The following is a 17,078-nucleotide window of genomic DNA, read 5'->3' as shown; positions in this document are numbered from 1 at the left end:
GCTTCATCTCCTCTTGTACGCTATTCGTTCCATTATAAGCATGAGGAAGCCGATGCAGGATTATAGAATCTAGGAAACGGCGCAAAAAAGTTTTGATAAGCAAGTCTGATTTTTCCCGATAAAAAAAGCCCCGCCTGAAAGCGAAGCCTGCATGGTTGCGATTTTTTGTTTTTCGAAACGAACGATTACCGCGACTCCGCTTAATCTCCCGCTTCGCCTTCGATCCCTTGCCCGTGGTACAGCCCGCTGTAAAAGCCGCCTTGCTTCAGCAGTTCGTCATGCGAACCGTGTTCCAGCAAGCCGCCGTCTTTCAAAACCAGAATCTGATCGGCTTGCCGGATCGTGTTGAGACGGTGGGCGATCACGAAACTGGTGCGGCCTTTCATCAGGCGTTGAAGACCTTGCTGAATCTTGATCTCCGTCACCGTGTCGATGCTGCTGGTCGCTTCGTCGAGCACGAGAATCGCGGGGTCGGCCAGCATGGCGCGCGCGATCGCGAGCAATTGCTTTTGCCCCTGGCTGATGCCGCTGCCGCCGTTATTCAACATTTTGTCGTACCCGTCTTGCAAACGGGCGATAAACGAGTGCGCGTTCGCAAGCTTCGCGGCTTCCTCGATCTCTTCGTCGGTGGCGTCCAGCCGGCCGTAACGGATATTCTCGCGGATCGTGCCTTCGAACAGAAACGTTTCTTGCAGCACGAACGCCATATGCGACCGCAGGTTTTCGCGTTGGATGCTGCCGATCTCGCGGCCGTCGATCGTGATCTTGCCGCCGCTGGCATCGTAGAAACGGGACAGCAGTTGGATCAGCGTCGTTTTGCCTGCTCCTGTCGGACCGACGAGCGCGATCGTTTCGCCCGGTTTGGCTTCAAACGAGATGTCCGACAGCGTATTGCGCCCTTCGTCGTAGCCGAACGAAACGCTGTCGAATTTGACTGAGCCTTCGATCTTGTCCAGCTTCGCCGCTTTGCCTTCGTCTTTGTTTTCCACTTCTTCGTCCATGATCTCGAATACCCGCTCCGCGCCGGCGATCGCCGACAGCAGCGTATTCCACTGGTTCGCCAGATCATTGAGCGGACGGGTGAATTGGCGCGCGTATTCGACGAACACGATAATGACGCCGATCGTCACTTGGCCGTTGATTGCCAAAATGCCGCCGATCCCCGCCACGAGCGCGAAGCTGAGGTTGTTCAGGCTGTTCATCAGTTTCGGGATCATGCCGGAAATGGTCTGCGCCCAGAAGCCGGACAAGCGGATACGTTCGTTGCGAACACCGAATTCCTTTTTAACCCGATCTTCTTGGGAAAAAGCTTTGATGATGCGTTGTCCCGACAGCGTTTCTTCGATATAACCGTTCAGATCGCCCAGATTGCTTTGGCGTTCTTTGAACAGCGGGCCGGTACGGCGGGTGATCCAGCGCATCCCGACCGCCATCAGCGGCACCACGATAAACGTGAGCAGTGTCAGCAGCGGGCTGAGACTGAGCATGACGCCGAGCGTCCCGAACAGGATCAATACGCTGGAAAAAATCTGAATCGCCGAGCTGTTAAGCGTAGCGCTGACATTCTCGATATCGTTCGTCACCCGGCTCATCAGCTCGCCTTGCTGGCGTTTGCCGAAAAACGGGATCGGAAGCTTGTGCAGATGGGAAAACAGATCGACTCTCATCCGGTAGACGGTTTCTTGCGCGATTTCGATCATCCATATACTTTGCAAAAACATCGTGATCGGCCCGAGCAGATACACGACGCCGAGCACGACCAGAAACCACACCCAGCCCAGTCCCCAGAACGCCCCGCCGCCGCTTAAGTAATCGTCGACCGCGACCCCGATCATATAAGGGCCGAGCAGCGACAGCGCAGAACTGATTAACACCATGAACAACACGAGTCCGAGCTTCAGCTTGCGCTGCGCCAGATACTTCCAGATTCGTCCCAGCGTACCCGAGACGTTTTTGGCCCGTTTTTTCTTCTTATATTCTCCGCTGGCTTTCGACGGATCAGCGATGACCGGGGGCCTCGGCTGGCGGAAAGCTTCGGTCCATCCATTAGGCATGCAGCGCTTCCCCCTGTTCGAATTGGGATTCGTAAATATGGCGGTACAGCTCCGACGTCCGCATCAATTCCTGGTGCGTGCCGCCCGCGATCAGTCGGCCTTCGTCCAGCAGCAGGATCAGATCGGCCGCCTGGGTGGAGCTGATCTTTTGCGTAATCAGGAACGTGGTGCACGAGATATCTTCCAGCGCGCCCAGCAGACGGCTTTCCGTCGCTAGATCGAGCGCGCTCGTGCTGTCGTCGAGAATCAGGATCGCCGGGCGACGGACCAATGCGCGGGCAATCGACAAACGCTGCTTTTGACCGCCCGACAGATTGACGCCGCGCTGGCCTAGCTGTGTATCGTAACCGTTCGGCAGCTTTTCCACCGTTTCGTGAATCTGGGCGATCTTCGCGGCTTCCTCGATCTCTTCGAACGTGGCATCCTCGCGTCCCCAAGCGATATTTTCGCGAATCGATCCGGTAAACAGCAGCACTTCCTGCGGCACGTAACCGATACTGCGGCGCAGATGCTCGGTGTCCCACTGGTCGATGCTGCGTCCATCGATCGTGATTTCGCCTTTGTCCCAGTCATAGAGATGCGGAATCAACTGGACGAGCGAAGATTTGCCCGATCCTGTCGCACCCATGATCGCCACCCGCTTGCCCGCGCCGATCTCGAACGAAATCTCTTCCAGAACTTTGATATCGCTGGTTGGATATTTGAACGACACGTTCTCGAACCGCACCGTGCCTTCGACCGGCTCCGCACCGGAATCCTGCGACTCGGCGAACGCGGCGGCGGAAACGCCGCTTTGATGTCCGTAAACGTTCGTTTGCGCGAATTCCCCGTTCTCCGTATCGAGCACTTCCTTCACCCGCTGCGCGGAAGCTCCGGCGCGGGAGAAGGTCACGGCGATCCAGGAAAAGGCGGACAACGCGCCGATCGTGCGCAGCGCATAATTGGCGACCGCGACCACTTCGCCGACGGTGGCGCTGCCGGACGCGATATCCGCGCGGCCGAACCACAATACGGCGATGATCGAAGCGTTCATGACAAGCATGATGAACGGCATGGTCGTCTCCGTCAGCCGGAGCGCCGCGACCGTGTTTTTCATCAATTTGCCGCTGGAAGCGGCGAAGCGGCCATTTTCGTGCTTCATGCGGACGAATACGCGAATCAGGCGGATACCCGTCAGGTTTTCCTGAATCACGCCGTTGACTTTGTCCAGACGTCTTTGCACGTTTTTGAACATCGCGCCCGCGCGGCGCATGATCCACAGTACGAACACAAGCAACAGCGGCACAGTCAACGCCAGCAGCACGCCGAGCTTGATATTGACGACCATCGCCATCACGACGCTTCCGATCACCACGAGCGGGACGCGGGTCATAAAGCGCAAGCTCATGAAAATGGTGTCTTGCAGCATCGTGATATCGCCGGTCATGCGCGTAATCAACGAAGATGTGGCGAATTTGCTGAACACCGAATACGAAAACGATTGCACTTTATCGTACAGCGTCTCGCGCAAATCGCTGGCAAAGCCCTGGCTGGCATAAGAAGCGAAGAACGAACTTGCGATACCGGCACCGAATGCGAACAGGGTACCGACAAGCAGCAAGCCTCCCCACATCCATACGACGTTTAGATCCGAATTCGCAATCCCGTCGTCGATGATTTTCGAGATCAAGTACGGCTGCGCCAGTTCCACCGTCAGCTCGATCACCATCATCAAAAGAGCGAGCAAGGATGCGGTACGGTACTTCTTTAAAAAGGAAAAGACAAGCGACATAATCATTCCTCCGAACCCTACGACAGTAGTGGCAAATAAACAAACCGACGAACCGACATCCGAGCGAAACAAATCGACTTTTCCATTATAGCGAAAAATGGTTTACGCCGACCTGACAAACGTTAACCTTTTTACAAAGCTGTGCGTCCATATAAAGGATATGTTAAAACTTATTTACCCTTCACGACTTCGATCTAACGATCTGATGTTCGGAAAACCGAAATTTTGAAGGGACTGCGTTAGGGCATGTCTTCAAACCTCGGCAAAAGATGCACGTTGGTAGGTTTGAAGACACGCCCTAACATACAACCAAGTCTTTTACATAAAGGAGAAGATTCGCATATGAGTCGAAACGCTTTGACGAAAGAAACGCTTCCTGACCACACCCGTTTGGGAAACAATGCTAATTACAAAAAGCTGTTCACCGCCGTGACGCTGACGTTTCTCGGCGACGGCTTGACGCTTACGGCTGTGCCGTGGTTGCTCTCCGACATTACCCGCGACGCGTTTCAGGCTTCGCTCGTCACGACCGCCATGCGTCTGCCCTGGCTGTTGTTCAGCTTGCCGATCGGCGTGCTGATCGACCGGCATTCGCGCAAAAGCATCGTCGTGCTGTCCAGCTTGCTGCGCGCCGTCGCTTTGATCGCGCTGACGGCTTGCGTCGCGCTGGAAGCCGTTAGCATCCCCTTGCTGATGCTGTTCATGTTCGTGATCGGCGTCAGCCGCGTCGCGTTCGACAGCACCGTGCAAACGTTGATCCCGCGCATCGTGCACCCCGACCGGCTGGAAAAAGCGAACGGCCAGTTCACGGCGGGCCAGTTGATTACGAGCGATATTCTCGGCGCTTCGTTCGGCGGCCTGATCGTGACCGTCGGCCTGGTCATTCCGTTCGCGCTCGATTCGGCGACGGCCGTGATCGCGCTGTTGATTCTGTTGACGCTGCGCGGCGCTTTCCGGCCGGAAGCCGAAACGGGAACGGCGCCGGACGCCGCAGCGCCGAACACGGACGCGTCGACGCCGGAGCCCGCAGCGCCCGCCCGCGCAAGCTGGTTCCGCGAAATGTCGATCGGCTTCGCGCATATTCGCGGCGACTCCCTGCTGCGGCTGCTCGCCGTCATGTCGGTGCTCGTGACGCTGACTTTTTCGGGCATGGTAACGACGCAGGTGTTTTTCGTGCAGGACGTTTTGGGCTTGGACTCGATCGGCTTCGGCGTTCTGCTCGCGATCGCGACCGTGGGCAGCGTAATCGGCAGCCAGGCCGTGGCGCGCTGGCGCAAACGCGCGGAAGCGTCCACGATCATGCTGTTGTCGCTGCTCGCGCTGGGTATTTTTTACGGCATCGCCGGCTTGACGCAAAGTCCTTACATCGTAGGGATTTGCTATTTCTCCGCCGCCTTTTTTATCGTGACCTACAATGTCGTGCGCTCCTCGATTCTTCAGCGTACCGTGCCGGATCGTCTGCTCGGGCGGGTCGGCGGCGTGTTCCGCTTTTTGTCGCTCGGGATAGGCACGGTCGGCGCGCTGCTCGGCGGCCTGATCGTCTCGCTCGGCCAGGAGTCGCTGGGACTGAGCCGGGTCTCCGCGCTGCAATTGCCGTATTGGATCGTCGGGACGGTCAATATCGCTTTGACTGCCGCGGCTTACGCGGTGCTCCGCAACCGGGCGCGCGGCAACGGTTGAATATTTCCGTGCAGCGGCGGTGTCGGCTGATTGAAGCTTTGCGTGCAGGGTAAAAGTAGCCGAGAAGGATTGTCAACCATTCCCTGAAAAGGAGCACTCCATCATGCCCAGTTCCCTCAGAATGAACGGTAAAGTCTCGGTCGTCACCGGAGCAGGTTCCGGTATCGGGCGCGCCGCCGCGCTTCGGCTGGCCGAAGAAGGATCGAAAGTCGCCCTGATCGACCTGTACGGAGACACGGTAGACCAAGTGCGAAGCGAGATCCAAGCGGCAGGCGGGCAAGCGTTGGCGTTAACGGTCGATATTTCCGAGCCTGCGCAGTACCGCGACGCGCTGGAGCAAGTAGCGTCCGAATACGGCAAGATCGATACGCTGTTCGCCAACGCGGGCATCCTCGGCGTCGTCGGCCCGATCGAATCCATCGCGGACGACGATTGGGACAAAACGCTGACGAACAACGTCAAAGGCACGTTCACCAGTGTCAAATACGCAATCCCTTACCTGAAAAAAAACGGCAAAGGCAGCATCGTGCTCACCAGTTCCCTCAGCGGCACGCGCGTTTTTTCGCAAAAAGGCTTCTCGGCATATAGCACGTCCAAAGCGTCGATCGCCGCACTCGGCCAAATGGCCGCGTTCGAGCTGGCGCCGTCCAATATCCGGGTCAATATCGTCGCGCCGGGCACGATCGAAACGAATATCTCGGATACCGGCGAGCAGGAACCCGAAGTGGAGAATATGAACACGAAACCCGTCGAATTCCCGGAAGGCACCGTCCCCTTGCCCGAAGGCAGCGGCACGCCGGAGCAAGTCGCGAATCTGGTGCTGTTCTTGCTGTCGGACGAAGCGGATCACGTGAGCGGCGCGGTCGTGCATATCGACGGGGCGGAGTCGTTGTTCGTAGGATGACGACGGACAGATGATAGAGACGATAGACAAGCACCGAATCACAGGTAACTAGTAGCTTGTCTTGCTTTAATCCGGGGTTTGCGCTTTCCTGAAACGTGCATGGTTCTAGTATGTTTCAGGAAAGCGTAACCCTACATTAATTCGAGACAAGATACTAGTCACAAATTCGAGACAAGATACTAATCACAGATAATAAGCAATGAGAATGATCGATACTCCTTTTTTCAAAATAAGTGCTATTGTGCAACTATTTCTCGCTTGAACGAAGCATTTTAGAAAATAAGTGCCCAGATGCAATTATTCGCCCAAATCAAGAGCAATAGGAAGAAATATAGAGCCTTTAATTGCATATTCGCACTTATTTCTCTAAAAAGACGGATTCGAGCAAAAATAAGTGCATATCCGCATCTATTTAAACCGCACGAAGCCGCTTATCGTCAAAGATAAGCGGCTTTTTCGCCTGCGCCGAGTTTCGCTATTTCACCCAAACCTTATTTCCGAACACCCGCCGCCCGATTTCCCGTTTCCCGCCCTCGAACGCCAATCGGAACGACTTCTCCGCTTGGATATCCTGCGACGAGAAGCCGAGCATGACGTCAAGCTGGACGTTTTCCAGCACCAGCTTCAGATCGCGGTCGTGGTAGCCGATCGAGTCGAACGAGATCTCGAACGCCAGCGTTACCCGGCCGCCGGACGGAATGCTTATGCGTTTGTACCCTTTCAGCTCGCGCTCCGGTTGCAGCACGCTGGCGTACTTTTTCCGGACATAGACCTGCACGACCTGATCGCCTGCGCGTTCGCCCATGTTCACCACGTCCGCCTTCACCCGGATTCCGCTCTCCGTCTGCTCAAAGCTAACGTTTTCCGCTTCGAACGTCGTGTAGCTCAACCCGTAGCCGAACGGATACAGCGGCGCCAGATCCATCTCCAGATATTTGCCGCGCCAAAATTGCTTGTGTCCGGTCGCAAGCTGCGAGTAATGTACCGGGAGTTGGCCGAGCGCTTTCGGCAGCGTGACGGACAGTTTGCCGCCCGGATTGTACGCGCCCGTCAACGTTTCCGCGATCGCGTCGGCTCCGCGCATCCCCGGCTTCCATGCTTCGAGGATCGCGTTCATCGACCGGCTTTCCTCAAGCAGCTCCAGCGGACGGGCGTTGCACAATACAAGCACGACGGGGCGGCCGGTTTCTTTTAACGCGCGCAGCAGCTTTTTCTGCTCGTGCGACAAACAGATCTCCACGCGGTCCGTCGATTCGCCGCTGTCGTTCTCCCGTCCCATGCCGCTCGTGTCGCCGCACACCGCGATGATGACGTCGGCATCTTTCGCCGCCGATACCGCTTCTTCGATCCGGTAAAAGTCGGCTTCGCCGTTGTAGTCGGTCGTGTCTTTGATACCAGCTTCATACACCACTTCGGCATTCGGCAGCGCGCTTTTCAAAGCCTCATAGACGGTTGGCATATCCTGATGGTACAAATCCTCGTAGCGGGTATCTTTCTTTTTGAAAAAGAGCGTCCGCGCCAATACTTCTTCCTCGGTCAGCCCTTCGGAATGGTAGTACATATCTTCGATATGCGCCGGGTAGGAATAATCGCTGTAGCCGAATTCTTTCACATGGGCCAGCGGGCCGATCACGGCGACTTTTTTCACGGAAGGATCAAGCGGCAGGAGGTCATCTTCGTTCTTGAGCAAGGTCATCGTGCGCAGCGCCATTTCTTTCGACAGCTCCACCATATCCGGCGTGCAGACCGAAGACTCGGTAGCGGCTTCGTCTACGTACGGGTTGTCGAACAGGCCGAGGCGGAATTTGAGATCCAGCACTTTGCGCACAGCGGAATCGACGAGTTCAAGCGCGACATCGCCTTTTTCCACCAAGCCCTGCAAATATTTCTCGAACATGAAGTCCAGCTCGCATTCGATGCCCGCTTCCAGCGCCAGCTTCACGGCCTCTTCCTGTGTCTCGCAATATTCCTGGAACGACTGGATCAACTGGATGCCGTTGCCGTCGGAGACGGTCAGCCCTTTGAAACCGAGGCGCTCTTGCAGCAGATCCCGCAAAACATACGCAGACGCGTGCACCGGCACCTGGTCGATCTCGTGATACGCCGCCATGACCGACAGCGCGCCCGCGTCCCGGATCGCCGCTTCGAACGGCACGGCGTATTCGTCGAGCAGCTCGCGATCCGTCACATGTACCGGTCCGCAGTTGCGCCCGCCGTCGCTGATGCCCTGCGCCACGAAATGCTTGAGCGTCGCGATAATGCCTTGCGTCAGATCGTCGGATTGCAGCCCTTGAACGTAGGCCGTGCCGTACTGGCTGACCAGATACGCGTCTTCGCCGAACGATTCTTCGTAACGGCCGTAGCGGTGATCGCGGATCACGTCGACGACCGGGCCGAGTGCCCAGCGTTCTCCGGTCGCGAGCATCTCGCGGCGCATGGCGTCGGCCATCCGGCGTACCGGTTCCTCGTCGAACATGGCACCCGCGCCGATATTTTGCGGGAAAAGGGTATGGTTCCGACTCAGCACGCCGGACGTCGCTTCGGTCATGAACAGCACCGGGATGCCGAGCCGCGTTTTTTCCACGAAATGCCGTTGGATCGTGTTCATCGCGCGCGCCATTTCCGCCGGGAGCAAATCCGTCGCGCCGCCGATCCGGCTGATGTACCCGCAGCCGTGCGGTACTTTTTCGCTCGTAAGCTCTGCCGAAAACACGAAATTTTGCACGTCGGAGATCATGCTGCCGGTGCGCGCCGAGGTCAGCTGAGCGACTTTTTCTTCCAGTGTCATCTCTTTTAGCAGATCGTTTACGCGTTCTTGCGTCGGTCGAGCTGCGTCTTTGTAGGTCATATTGGATAGCCCCCTTTGGATGTATGGCACGAAAACCTTATTTATGTAACCGCTTTATTTCGACAAATTCATTATATAAAACCTTTTCGGAGAAAGCTACTCTATACGGCTTGATAATTGTAATCATATAAGTTACAATTGATCCCGAACGATTCATTCCCTATCCCAAACTCCAAAGGAGCGTTATTCATGACACAAGAAAACAACGAACTCATTTATATATGGGACGCCTATTGCGGCTGGTGTTACGGCTTCTCCTCTACGCTAGGTAAGCTGCATGCCAATCATTCCGAGCTGCCGCTGTCCGTCTGGTCCGGCGGTTTGTTCACGGGCGACCATGCGCAGCCAATCGGCAATTTCCCGCATATCGCATCGGCCAATGTACGGATCGAGGAAATGACGGGCGCGGAATTCGGAGCGGCGTACGATCAATTATTGGAACAAGGCGACCTCGTGATGGATTCGGAAGCGGCCGCCGCCGGATTTGCCGCTTTGCGCAGTCAGGCACCGGAGCGTTCGGCAGAGTTGGCTTCGGCTATGCAGCGTGCTTTTTATCAGGATGGAAAAAGCTTGAGCGATCCGGACACTTACCGCGAAATTGCCGAGCAGTCCGGTTTGGACGCGGAAGCCGCTGTAACCTTTATGAACGCGCCGGAAACGGTAACGTCTGTGCGCAACGAATTTATTCGCGTATCGCGGCTTGGCATACAAGGCTATCCGACTCTGCTGCTTCGCAAAGGCGATTCGCTATACCAGCTCGGCGGTGGTTCGACCACGCTTGCGGCATTGGAAGAACGGTTGGCTGGCGTACTGGGTTAACCTTTAATCCGCATAAAAAAAAGAAACCCGGCTGTTGCAACCGGGTTTCTCAGACTGTCGAGAAAGTCATGTGGGCGAGGGAATCGAGAAGACTTTCTCATCAGCCTGTTCACTCCTTACCAAAAAAGGAACGACAGGCTTTTTGGCTATAGGCTATTTGACGAAAAAGCGTTAAGGCAACGTGATATCCTCTTCGATCTTGATCGGTGTCATAAACGCGTCTGCCTCAAGCAACGGAGCGATCATCGCAGCCATCTCGCTACGGGTAACCTTTTTGTTCGGATTCAATGTACCTGCGCTGGTCACTTCGATCAGCCCTGCCGCGTAAGCCGCTCCGACGTCATCCAAAGCCCAGACCGGAATATTGCCGACTCCGCCGAGTCCTTCCGGCAGCGGCTGCGATTCCAGATGAGCGGCGCGCGCAACCATAGCGGCCGCTTCTGCGCGAGTCACCGGAAGCTTGGGACCGAATTTATCGCCTTTTTCCAGATACCCTTCATACACGCCCGCAGCGCTCAATCCGCCTACGTAACGAATCGCCCAGTCCGGAATCGGGTCCGTGAAATAAACGTCGAAGATGCTGCCGTTTGCTTTCATGGCGCGTCCCAGAATGACCGAGAAGTCGGAACGGCCGATCTCGGCTTTGGGACGGAATTTGCGATCTTTTGCCGCTTTGACGACTCCTTCATTATAAAGGGTCATAATCGCGTCACGGTTCGGATCTTTGGCGATGTCGTAAAAAGGCTCCGGCGCTGTCGGGGTTGTTGGCGTACCCGTTGCAGGCTTCGTCGTAGACGGGGTAGCAGGCTTCGTTGTCGAAGTCGCTGGTGTCGCGGTCTGACCCGCTGCGGCCGCATCCGTACCTCCCGTAGCCGGAGCCGTGTCAGTTGCTGGTTCGGCTACCGATTCCACTGCGGGTTCGGAAGCAGCCGATACTCCGTCCGTTGCTTCAGGCGTAGCGGTCGACGCCTCGGCAGCGCTGCTGCTTGCAGAGACAGACGTTTGCTCCGCGTGTGCCGCAGGCAAAGTAAACGACGGTGCCGCAAGCAGAGAGGCCGCAGCCAAAATCAGAATTTTTTTACAAGAGTTGCGAGTTGTTGACTTGTGCATGATTCATTTCTCCTCCTTAAAAACCATCATTCCTTCTACTACCTTGTCAACTCTTAATCAGAGGTTTACGTCCGGCTGAAACGCACACGCTTTAGGTACGATTCAGCCGGACATAACCTTACTTTCAACGTTGATAAGGTACTACTACCTTACAAAAAATCCGCTTTTGATGCAAAACAGAGCGAAAACTCCACTTTATCCCAAGTCACTTAGCCAGCACTTTAAAAAGATGTCTTTGTTCAATAAAAAAAGCGGACCGCACTCCTGAATGGAGACGATCCGCTTTTTGGCTAGCCGTTTACAAGCTTTAGCTTTTTACGAGGTACTTGGCGATCAGGCCTACCAGTTGACCCCGCGTGACTTTTGCATCAGCAGCGCCGACTTCAATCGCCGACGGCTCCACATTGGCAGCCAGTGCGATCAGTTCTGCGGCTTCCGCATTCGTTACCGCTTGTTTTGCACCGAAAGTTGGGCCTTCGAGGCTACCCAGCAGTCCTTTTGCTTCCAGACCGGCTACATAAGCGGCTGCCCATGCAGGAACGTTATCTGTGTACGTATGTTTCGAAGCATCGCCTTCAGCGCCAACGGTACGAGCCAGGATCGCTGCGAATTCGGCACGCGTTACGCTTGCTGCCGGACGGAATGTACCGTCTGCATAACCGTTAACGAAGCCAGCGGAGTGCAGGGCTTCGATCGAAGCCGCGTTCGCGTCGCTTGCGATGTCGGAGAATACGGATGCCGGAGTCTCGCCCGACGGAGTTTCGGAAGCCGTTCCCGGAGCGTCGGTGATCCGTCCTTCTGTCGCTTGCTTCACCGTGCCTACGCTATCGAGGTATTCGCGGAATACTTCGTAGTCAACCAGGTTCAGTTCATAGAAACGTCCGTCTTCTTTGGCTGCCGCCATCGAACGGTAGAAGTCGCCGCCGCCTGCGATGTACGAGTTCGTAGCTACGATGTAGTACGAGTTCGGCTCGATCGGCGTGTATTGACCGTTTTCACCCAGAATCTGAATATCGGTAATGCGCGAACCTTCTTGAGTCAGCTCTCCCGTTACCGAATCGATTTTTTCGCCCGGTTGCTTCGAATCGTACGTGAACTTCATGCCGGATACTTGCGGGAAGCGGCCTTCGCCTGTTTCCACGCCGCTAACGCCGTTTTCCAGCGCTGCTTTGATCTCCGTGCCTGTCATTTTCAAAGCGCTCAGGTTGTTACCGAAAGGCATGGTCGTCAGCAGCGCGCCCAGCGTTACGTCGCCGGAAGGAATCGTTGCACGGATACCGCCCGCGTTTTGGATCGTGACATAGCCTTTAGCGTCGCCGAGTTCGACAATGCTTTCTACCTTGGCTCTCATGCCGTCTGCCATAAAGTCTCCCAGGTTCGTTTCTTGCTTGCGCACACTGTTACGCTCGCCGTCCAACGTTACATCGGACTTGCCGATCACGGTTGTTTTCAACTCTTCCAGCTTTGCCGAATATTCTTTCAGCTTGGTTGCAGCCGCTTCGTTGCCTTTGATCACGTAGGACTCGTCTTTGTTTTTCGCGTCGACGTTAATCAATTGGCCTTCCCACTTCGTCAGGACGCCTTTCGTGTCGAACGTCGCGTCCAGTTTGCCCAGGTTCACGCCGTACTCGCCCGTTTGTACGATCAGAACAGGAGCTTCACCGCCGTCGTATACGGTAGGCTTGTCCAGTTTCGTATGCGAGTGGCCGCCGACGATAATGTCGATGCCGTCGACTTCTTTGGCCAGCACTTGGTCTTCCGGGTAGCCAAGGTGCGACAGCGCGATGATTTTGTTTACGCCTTTTGCCGTCAGTTCGTCGACTGCTTTTTGCGCGCTCTCCACGTCGTCTTTGAACTTCACGTTTTCGCCCGGGGAAGCCAGTGCGATCGTGTCGCTTGTCGTCAAGCCGATAATGCCGACTTTTTCGCCTTTGACTTCTTTGATGATGGCCGGATAGATTTTGCCTTCCGCTCCCGGCTCGCCGATCGTCGCGCTGGAGTAGCTAGCCAGATCCTTGTCCGCCGTGAAGTCGATGTTGGCGCTCACGAACGGGAACTTCGCTTCTTTCAGGAACGGAACCAGACCTGCCGGTCCTTTGTCGAATTCATGGTTACCGAAAGTCATCGCATCGTATTTGAGCAGATTCATGAAGTATAGGTCAGCCAGGCCGCCGTATTGGTTGAAATAAAGCGTGCCCGAGAATACGTCACCTGCATCGAGCAGCAAAGTATGGTCGTTGCGCTCGGCGTTGATAGCTGTTACGCGGCGATCGATATTGTCCAGATGCGCATGGGTATCGTTTGTATGTAGAACGCGCAGATCAAATCCGTTTGCGGATGTTGCTTCTGCTGCTTGAGCGGACGGAGCGCCCAGAACCGGCGACAAGCCGGTTACGAGCACCGCTGCCGCCAATGCCGCGCGGACGTTTTTTTTCGCTTTGAATCTTTTCATGAATCTTTTGCCCCCCTGAGGAAAAATTGTGGTTATTTCATCGTATGTCTTTCTTGACAAAACCCGAACAAAAAGTCCGTTTCTCCTCCGTAATCATATATAAATAGGCAAGCAAAAGTAAATAGCTTTTACATAAAACGCTTTTTCACGCTTATTTTTTTACAAATCCCGAACAAAACCATCTATCCGCATGTTCGTTGTATCCATTGATTTTAAAGATTTTGTGTCCCATAATAAATCAGATATACGCTTGCCGAATCAAGGGGGAATTTTCAGATGACATTAAAAAGCCGTTTTGACTTCCATACGCAGATCGACCGTTTGGAGAGTGCTTCGGAAAAATGGGACGCACGCGAAAAGATTTTCGGCGCGCCGAACGCGCTTCCGCTCTGGGTGGCCGATATGGACTTTGCCGCGCCGCAAGAAGTATTGGACGCTTTGCAAAAGCGGGTAAGCCACGGCGTTTTCGGTTATACGTACCGCACGCCGGCGTATTTCGAAGCGGTCGTGAACTGGATGCGGGAGCGCCACAATTGGAGTATCCTATCCGAATGGATCACGTTTACGCCGGGCGTGGTGCCCGCGTTGGCGTTTGCCGTCGAAGCTTTTACCAAACCGGGCGACAAGATCGCGATTCAGACGCCGGTCTATCCGCCGTTCTATAACGTCGTGCGCGAAAACGGGCGGCAGCTGGTCACGAACCCGCTCAGCGTCTCGGAAAACGGCGACTACGCGATGGACTTCGACGATCTGGAGCGCAAACTGGCCGATGACGTGAAAATGCTGATCCTGTGCAGCCCGCACAACCCGGTCGGCAAAATCTGGGCGCGCGAAGACCTGGAAAAGCTGGCCGAGATCTGCTTGAAGCACGACGTGCTGGTGGTCGCGGACGAAATCCACGCCGACCTGATCTTCGAAGCCGGATCGCATATTCCGTTCGCGGCGGTGTCCGAAGCGGCTCGCGACAACTGTATCGTTTGTACGGCGCCGAGCAAAACGTTCAATCTGGCGGGGCTGTCGGTTTCCAATATCATCATTCCGAGCCGCAAGCTGCGGACGACGTTCGAGCGCACGGTCAGCAAAATGCACGGACTGGGTTCGATCAGCACGCTCGGCGCGACGGCGACCGAAGCGGCTTACCGGCACGGCGGCGAATGGCTCGACGAACTGATGCTGTACGTTCGCGGCAATATGGAATACGTGCAGGCGCAGATCGAACAGCATTTGCCGGAACTGTCCGTGCGTTTGCCGGAAGCGACGTATCTGCTGTGGATCGACTTCCGCGGACTGAATTTGGACGCCAAAGAACTGATGCAGTTCCTGCTGCACAAAGCAGGCATCGCGCTTAACGACGGCACGATGTTCGGCGCGGAAGCGGCAGGCTTCATGCGCATGAACGTGGCTTGCTCGCGTATCGTGATCGAGCAGGCGATGGAGCAGTTAAAAGCGGCGGTGGCGGAGCTGCGGGGCGCCGGAGCGTAACACGATGGTTTTGCCGCTATTGCGACATGAGAAAAGAAGCCTTCCGATTCGGAAGGCTTCTTTTTCGTTTTCCCGAAAACTTCACGAATCGTTATTTTCGATATCCGTCTTTCACTCCCCCACCCACCCACTCGCTCGTTTGCTCACTTGTAAAGCGGCCCGTACACTGCGCAAGCGCGGTAATCCGCCCCTTCCGGGTCTTTCGTTCCGAACGCGCTCCAGGCGCTCGGACGGAAAATATGCTTGGGATCGACATTGTGCATATTGACCGGAATGCGCAGCACCGAAGCCAGCGTAATCAGATCGGCACCGATATGCCCGTAGCTGATCGCGCAGTGATTCGAACCCCAATTCTCCATCACGCCGTACGCGTCGTCGAACACCGGATCGCCGGGAATCAGGTTCGGCACGAACCAGGTGGTCGGCCAGGTCGGCGTGGTGCGCAGGTCGAGCGCGTCGTGCATATCCGGCGGCAGCTCGACGGTCCAACCTTCCGCCAATTGCAGCACCGGGCCAAGCCCGTCGACCAGATTGAGGCGCGACATCGTGACCGGCATGCCGCCCCGCGTCGTGAAATCGGTCGAATACCCGCCGCCCGCGAACTGATCCATATAGGTCGGACGCCAAGACGTCGCGGCCAGGCACGCTTCGACTTCCCCCTCTTCGATTTCCCAATGGGGCTTCATAACCGGCCGGCCGTCGCGGGATTGCTCGCCCGTACCGTCAAGCGCGGCCGGACCGGAATTGATCAGATGCAAAAATCCTTGTTCCGCGACGCCTTCCGGTTTGCGCCCCGCGACCCGTTCGACGGCTTCGGGACTCCAAAACGCGCGCACGTCGGCGAAAATCTGCGCCGTATGCGACAGATAGTGGTTGAACAGCATGGAGATCGCGTTCAGATTGTCGTTTTCCGTGGCGACCATGTACGGCTCGCGAACGCCGTTCCAATCGAACGAACTGCACAGGATCGCTTCGAGCACATCGGCGCTCGGGTTATGGTCCGTCCATTCGCGTTGCCCTTGAAAACCGGAAGCAACCGCGTCGTAGCCATACGCTTCTTCTTCGAAACCCAGCTCCGCAAGTTTGGGATTGCCGATCATCAGATCGCGCACGATCAGCGTCATTTGCACCGATTTGATCCAATTTTGCCGCTTGCGTTCCGCCGGAATCCGTTCGTTTTCGGTATTGGGGTCCGGTCCTTCGGCGCAATAGGTTTGCGTCCACTCCACCGCCCGCCGCAATTCTTCGGGATCATAGATGCCGTCTTCGATCCGCCGCGTCACTTCGGTCATATCGACGTATGCGTTTTTCATGCCGAGATAGCGCCGGTAAAAGTTTTCGTCCACGATGCAGCCCGCGATGCCCATCGACACCGTGCCGACCGACAGATACGATCGGCCGCGCAGCAAAGCCGCCGCCTGTCCGGCGCGGGCGAAGCGCAGCAGTTTTTCGCGCACGTCGCCGGGAATATCCCGTTCGTACGGCTGCTGGATATGGCGGCCGTAAATTTTGAACGCCGGAAGCCCTTTTTGGTTGTGCGCCGCGTGCAGCGCGGCCAGATAAACCGCGCCCGGGCGCTCCGTGCCGTTGAAGCCCCATACGGCGTGCGGCAGCGTCGCGTCGATCTCTATCGTTTCCAGCGGATAACACCAGCCGGCGGCGACCGTCAATACCGCGCCGACGCCTTCGCGGCGAAAAAGCTCCGAACAGCGCGACGCTTCCGGCATGCCGGAGATGCACGTGTCGAATACGATGGTTTCGGCAGGCGAGCCGTCGGGATTGCGGACGTGCGCCGCGATCAGTTCGGCGGCCGCCCGCGCCAGTTCCATCGTCATCTCGCCGATCGCCGCTTTGACCTTTTTGCGGCGGTCGACGATCGGACGGATGCCGATCTTGGGAAACCCTCCCGTATAGCGATGGGCAGAAGGGCCGTGCGTATGCTGCGTCATGTCATTTTC

10 protein-coding genes are annotated in these 17,078 nt (G+C 56.2%); 4 read left to right on the top strand and 6 right to left on the bottom strand.

Going from position 1 to position 17,078, the window contains the following annotated elements:
- Positions 1 to 200: 200 nt before the first annotated feature.
- Both WKI47_RS20740 and WKI47_RS20735 read right to left on the bottom strand, forming a co-directional pair.
- Positions 201 to 2,054, bottom strand: coding sequence for an ABC transporter ATP-binding protein (locus WKI47_RS20740; protein WP_340229093.1), 1,854 nt, complete (start codon positions 2,052 to 2,054; stop codon positions 201 to 203).
- Positions 2,047 to 3,825: an ABC transporter ATP-binding protein gene (locus WKI47_RS20735; protein ID WP_340229092.1), complete on the bottom strand. Its 1,779-nt coding sequence runs from the start codon at positions 3,823 to 3,825 to the stop codon at positions 2,047 to 2,049. The genes WKI47_RS20740 and WKI47_RS20735 overlap by 8 nt, the downstream gene beginning before the upstream one ends.
- Positions 3,826 to 4,167: 342 nt before the next feature.
- On the opposite strand from WKI47_RS20735, the gene WKI47_RS20730 reads away from it, so the two are divergent.
- Together WKI47_RS20730 and WKI47_RS20725 are read left to right on the top strand one after the other, a co-directional pair.
- Positions 4,168 to 5,505, top strand: a complete 1,338-nt coding sequence (locus tag WKI47_RS20730) for an MFS transporter (RefSeq protein ID WP_340229091.1) — start codon at positions 4,168 to 4,170, stop codon at positions 5,503 to 5,505.
- A gap of 103 nt (positions 5,506 to 5,608) precedes the next feature.
- Positions 5,609 to 6,409, top strand: a complete 801-nt coding sequence (locus WKI47_RS20725) for an SDR family NAD(P)-dependent oxidoreductase (RefSeq protein ID WP_340229090.1) — start codon at positions 5,609 to 5,611, stop codon at positions 6,407 to 6,409.
- Positions 6,410 to 6,884: 475 nt separating this feature from the next.
- Here WKI47_RS20725 and WKI47_RS20720 read toward each other — a convergent pair whose 3' ends face one another.
- Positions 6,885 to 9,257, bottom strand: coding sequence for a glycoside hydrolase family 3 N-terminal domain-containing protein (locus tag WKI47_RS20720; protein ID WP_340229089.1), 2,373 nt, complete (start codon positions 9,255 to 9,257; stop codon positions 6,885 to 6,887).
- 189 nt (positions 9,258 to 9,446) lie between these two features.
- Here WKI47_RS20720 and WKI47_RS20715 point away from each other — a divergent pair, with 189 nt between their 5' ends.
- Entirely contained in the window at positions 9,447 to 10,076 is a 630-nt protein-coding gene (locus WKI47_RS20715; protein ID WP_340229088.1) for a DsbA family protein, read from the top strand.
- A 171-nt stretch (positions 10,077 to 10,247) separates the two neighbouring features.
- Here the strand turns inward: WKI47_RS20715 and WKI47_RS20710 are convergent, their stop codons facing one another.
- A complete protein-coding gene (locus WKI47_RS20710) occupies positions 10,248 to 11,186 on the bottom strand; it encodes an S-layer homology domain-containing protein (RefSeq protein ID WP_340229087.1) in 939 nt (312 codons plus the stop codon).
- Between the two features lie 307 nt (positions 11,187 to 11,493).
- Entirely contained in the window at positions 11,494 to 13,638 is a 2,145-nt protein-coding gene (locus WKI47_RS20705; RefSeq protein WP_340229086.1) for a 5'-nucleotidase C-terminal domain-containing protein, read from the bottom strand.
- Between the two features lie 276 nt (positions 13,639 to 13,914).
- Here WKI47_RS20705 and WKI47_RS20700 point away from each other — a divergent pair, with 276 nt between their 5' ends.
- Positions 13,915 to 15,120 carry a MalY/PatB family protein gene (locus WKI47_RS20700; RefSeq protein WP_340229085.1) on the top strand — a complete coding sequence of 402 codons (1,206 nt, stop codon included), beginning with the start codon at positions 13,915 to 13,917 and terminating at the stop codon, positions 15,118 to 15,120.
- Positions 15,121 to 15,263: 143 nt separating this feature from the next.
- Here the strand turns inward: WKI47_RS20700 and WKI47_RS20695 are convergent, their stop codons facing one another.
- Positions 15,264 to 17,069 (bottom strand): L-fucose isomerase, encoded by a 1,806-nt coding sequence (locus WKI47_RS20695; protein ID WP_340229084.1) that lies wholly within the window; start codon positions 17,067 to 17,069, stop codon positions 15,264 to 15,266.
- Positions 17,070 to 17,078: the final 9 nt, after the last annotated feature.

Source organism: Saccharibacillus sacchari (genome assembly GCF_037722395.1).
In the GTDB taxonomy this organism is placed as follows: domain Bacteria; phylum Bacillota; class Bacilli; order Paenibacillales; family Paenibacillaceae; genus Saccharibacillus; species Saccharibacillus sacchari_A.
Note: the sequence above shows the minus strand (reverse complement) of the source record. Positions and strands in the feature narration are given on the sequence as shown.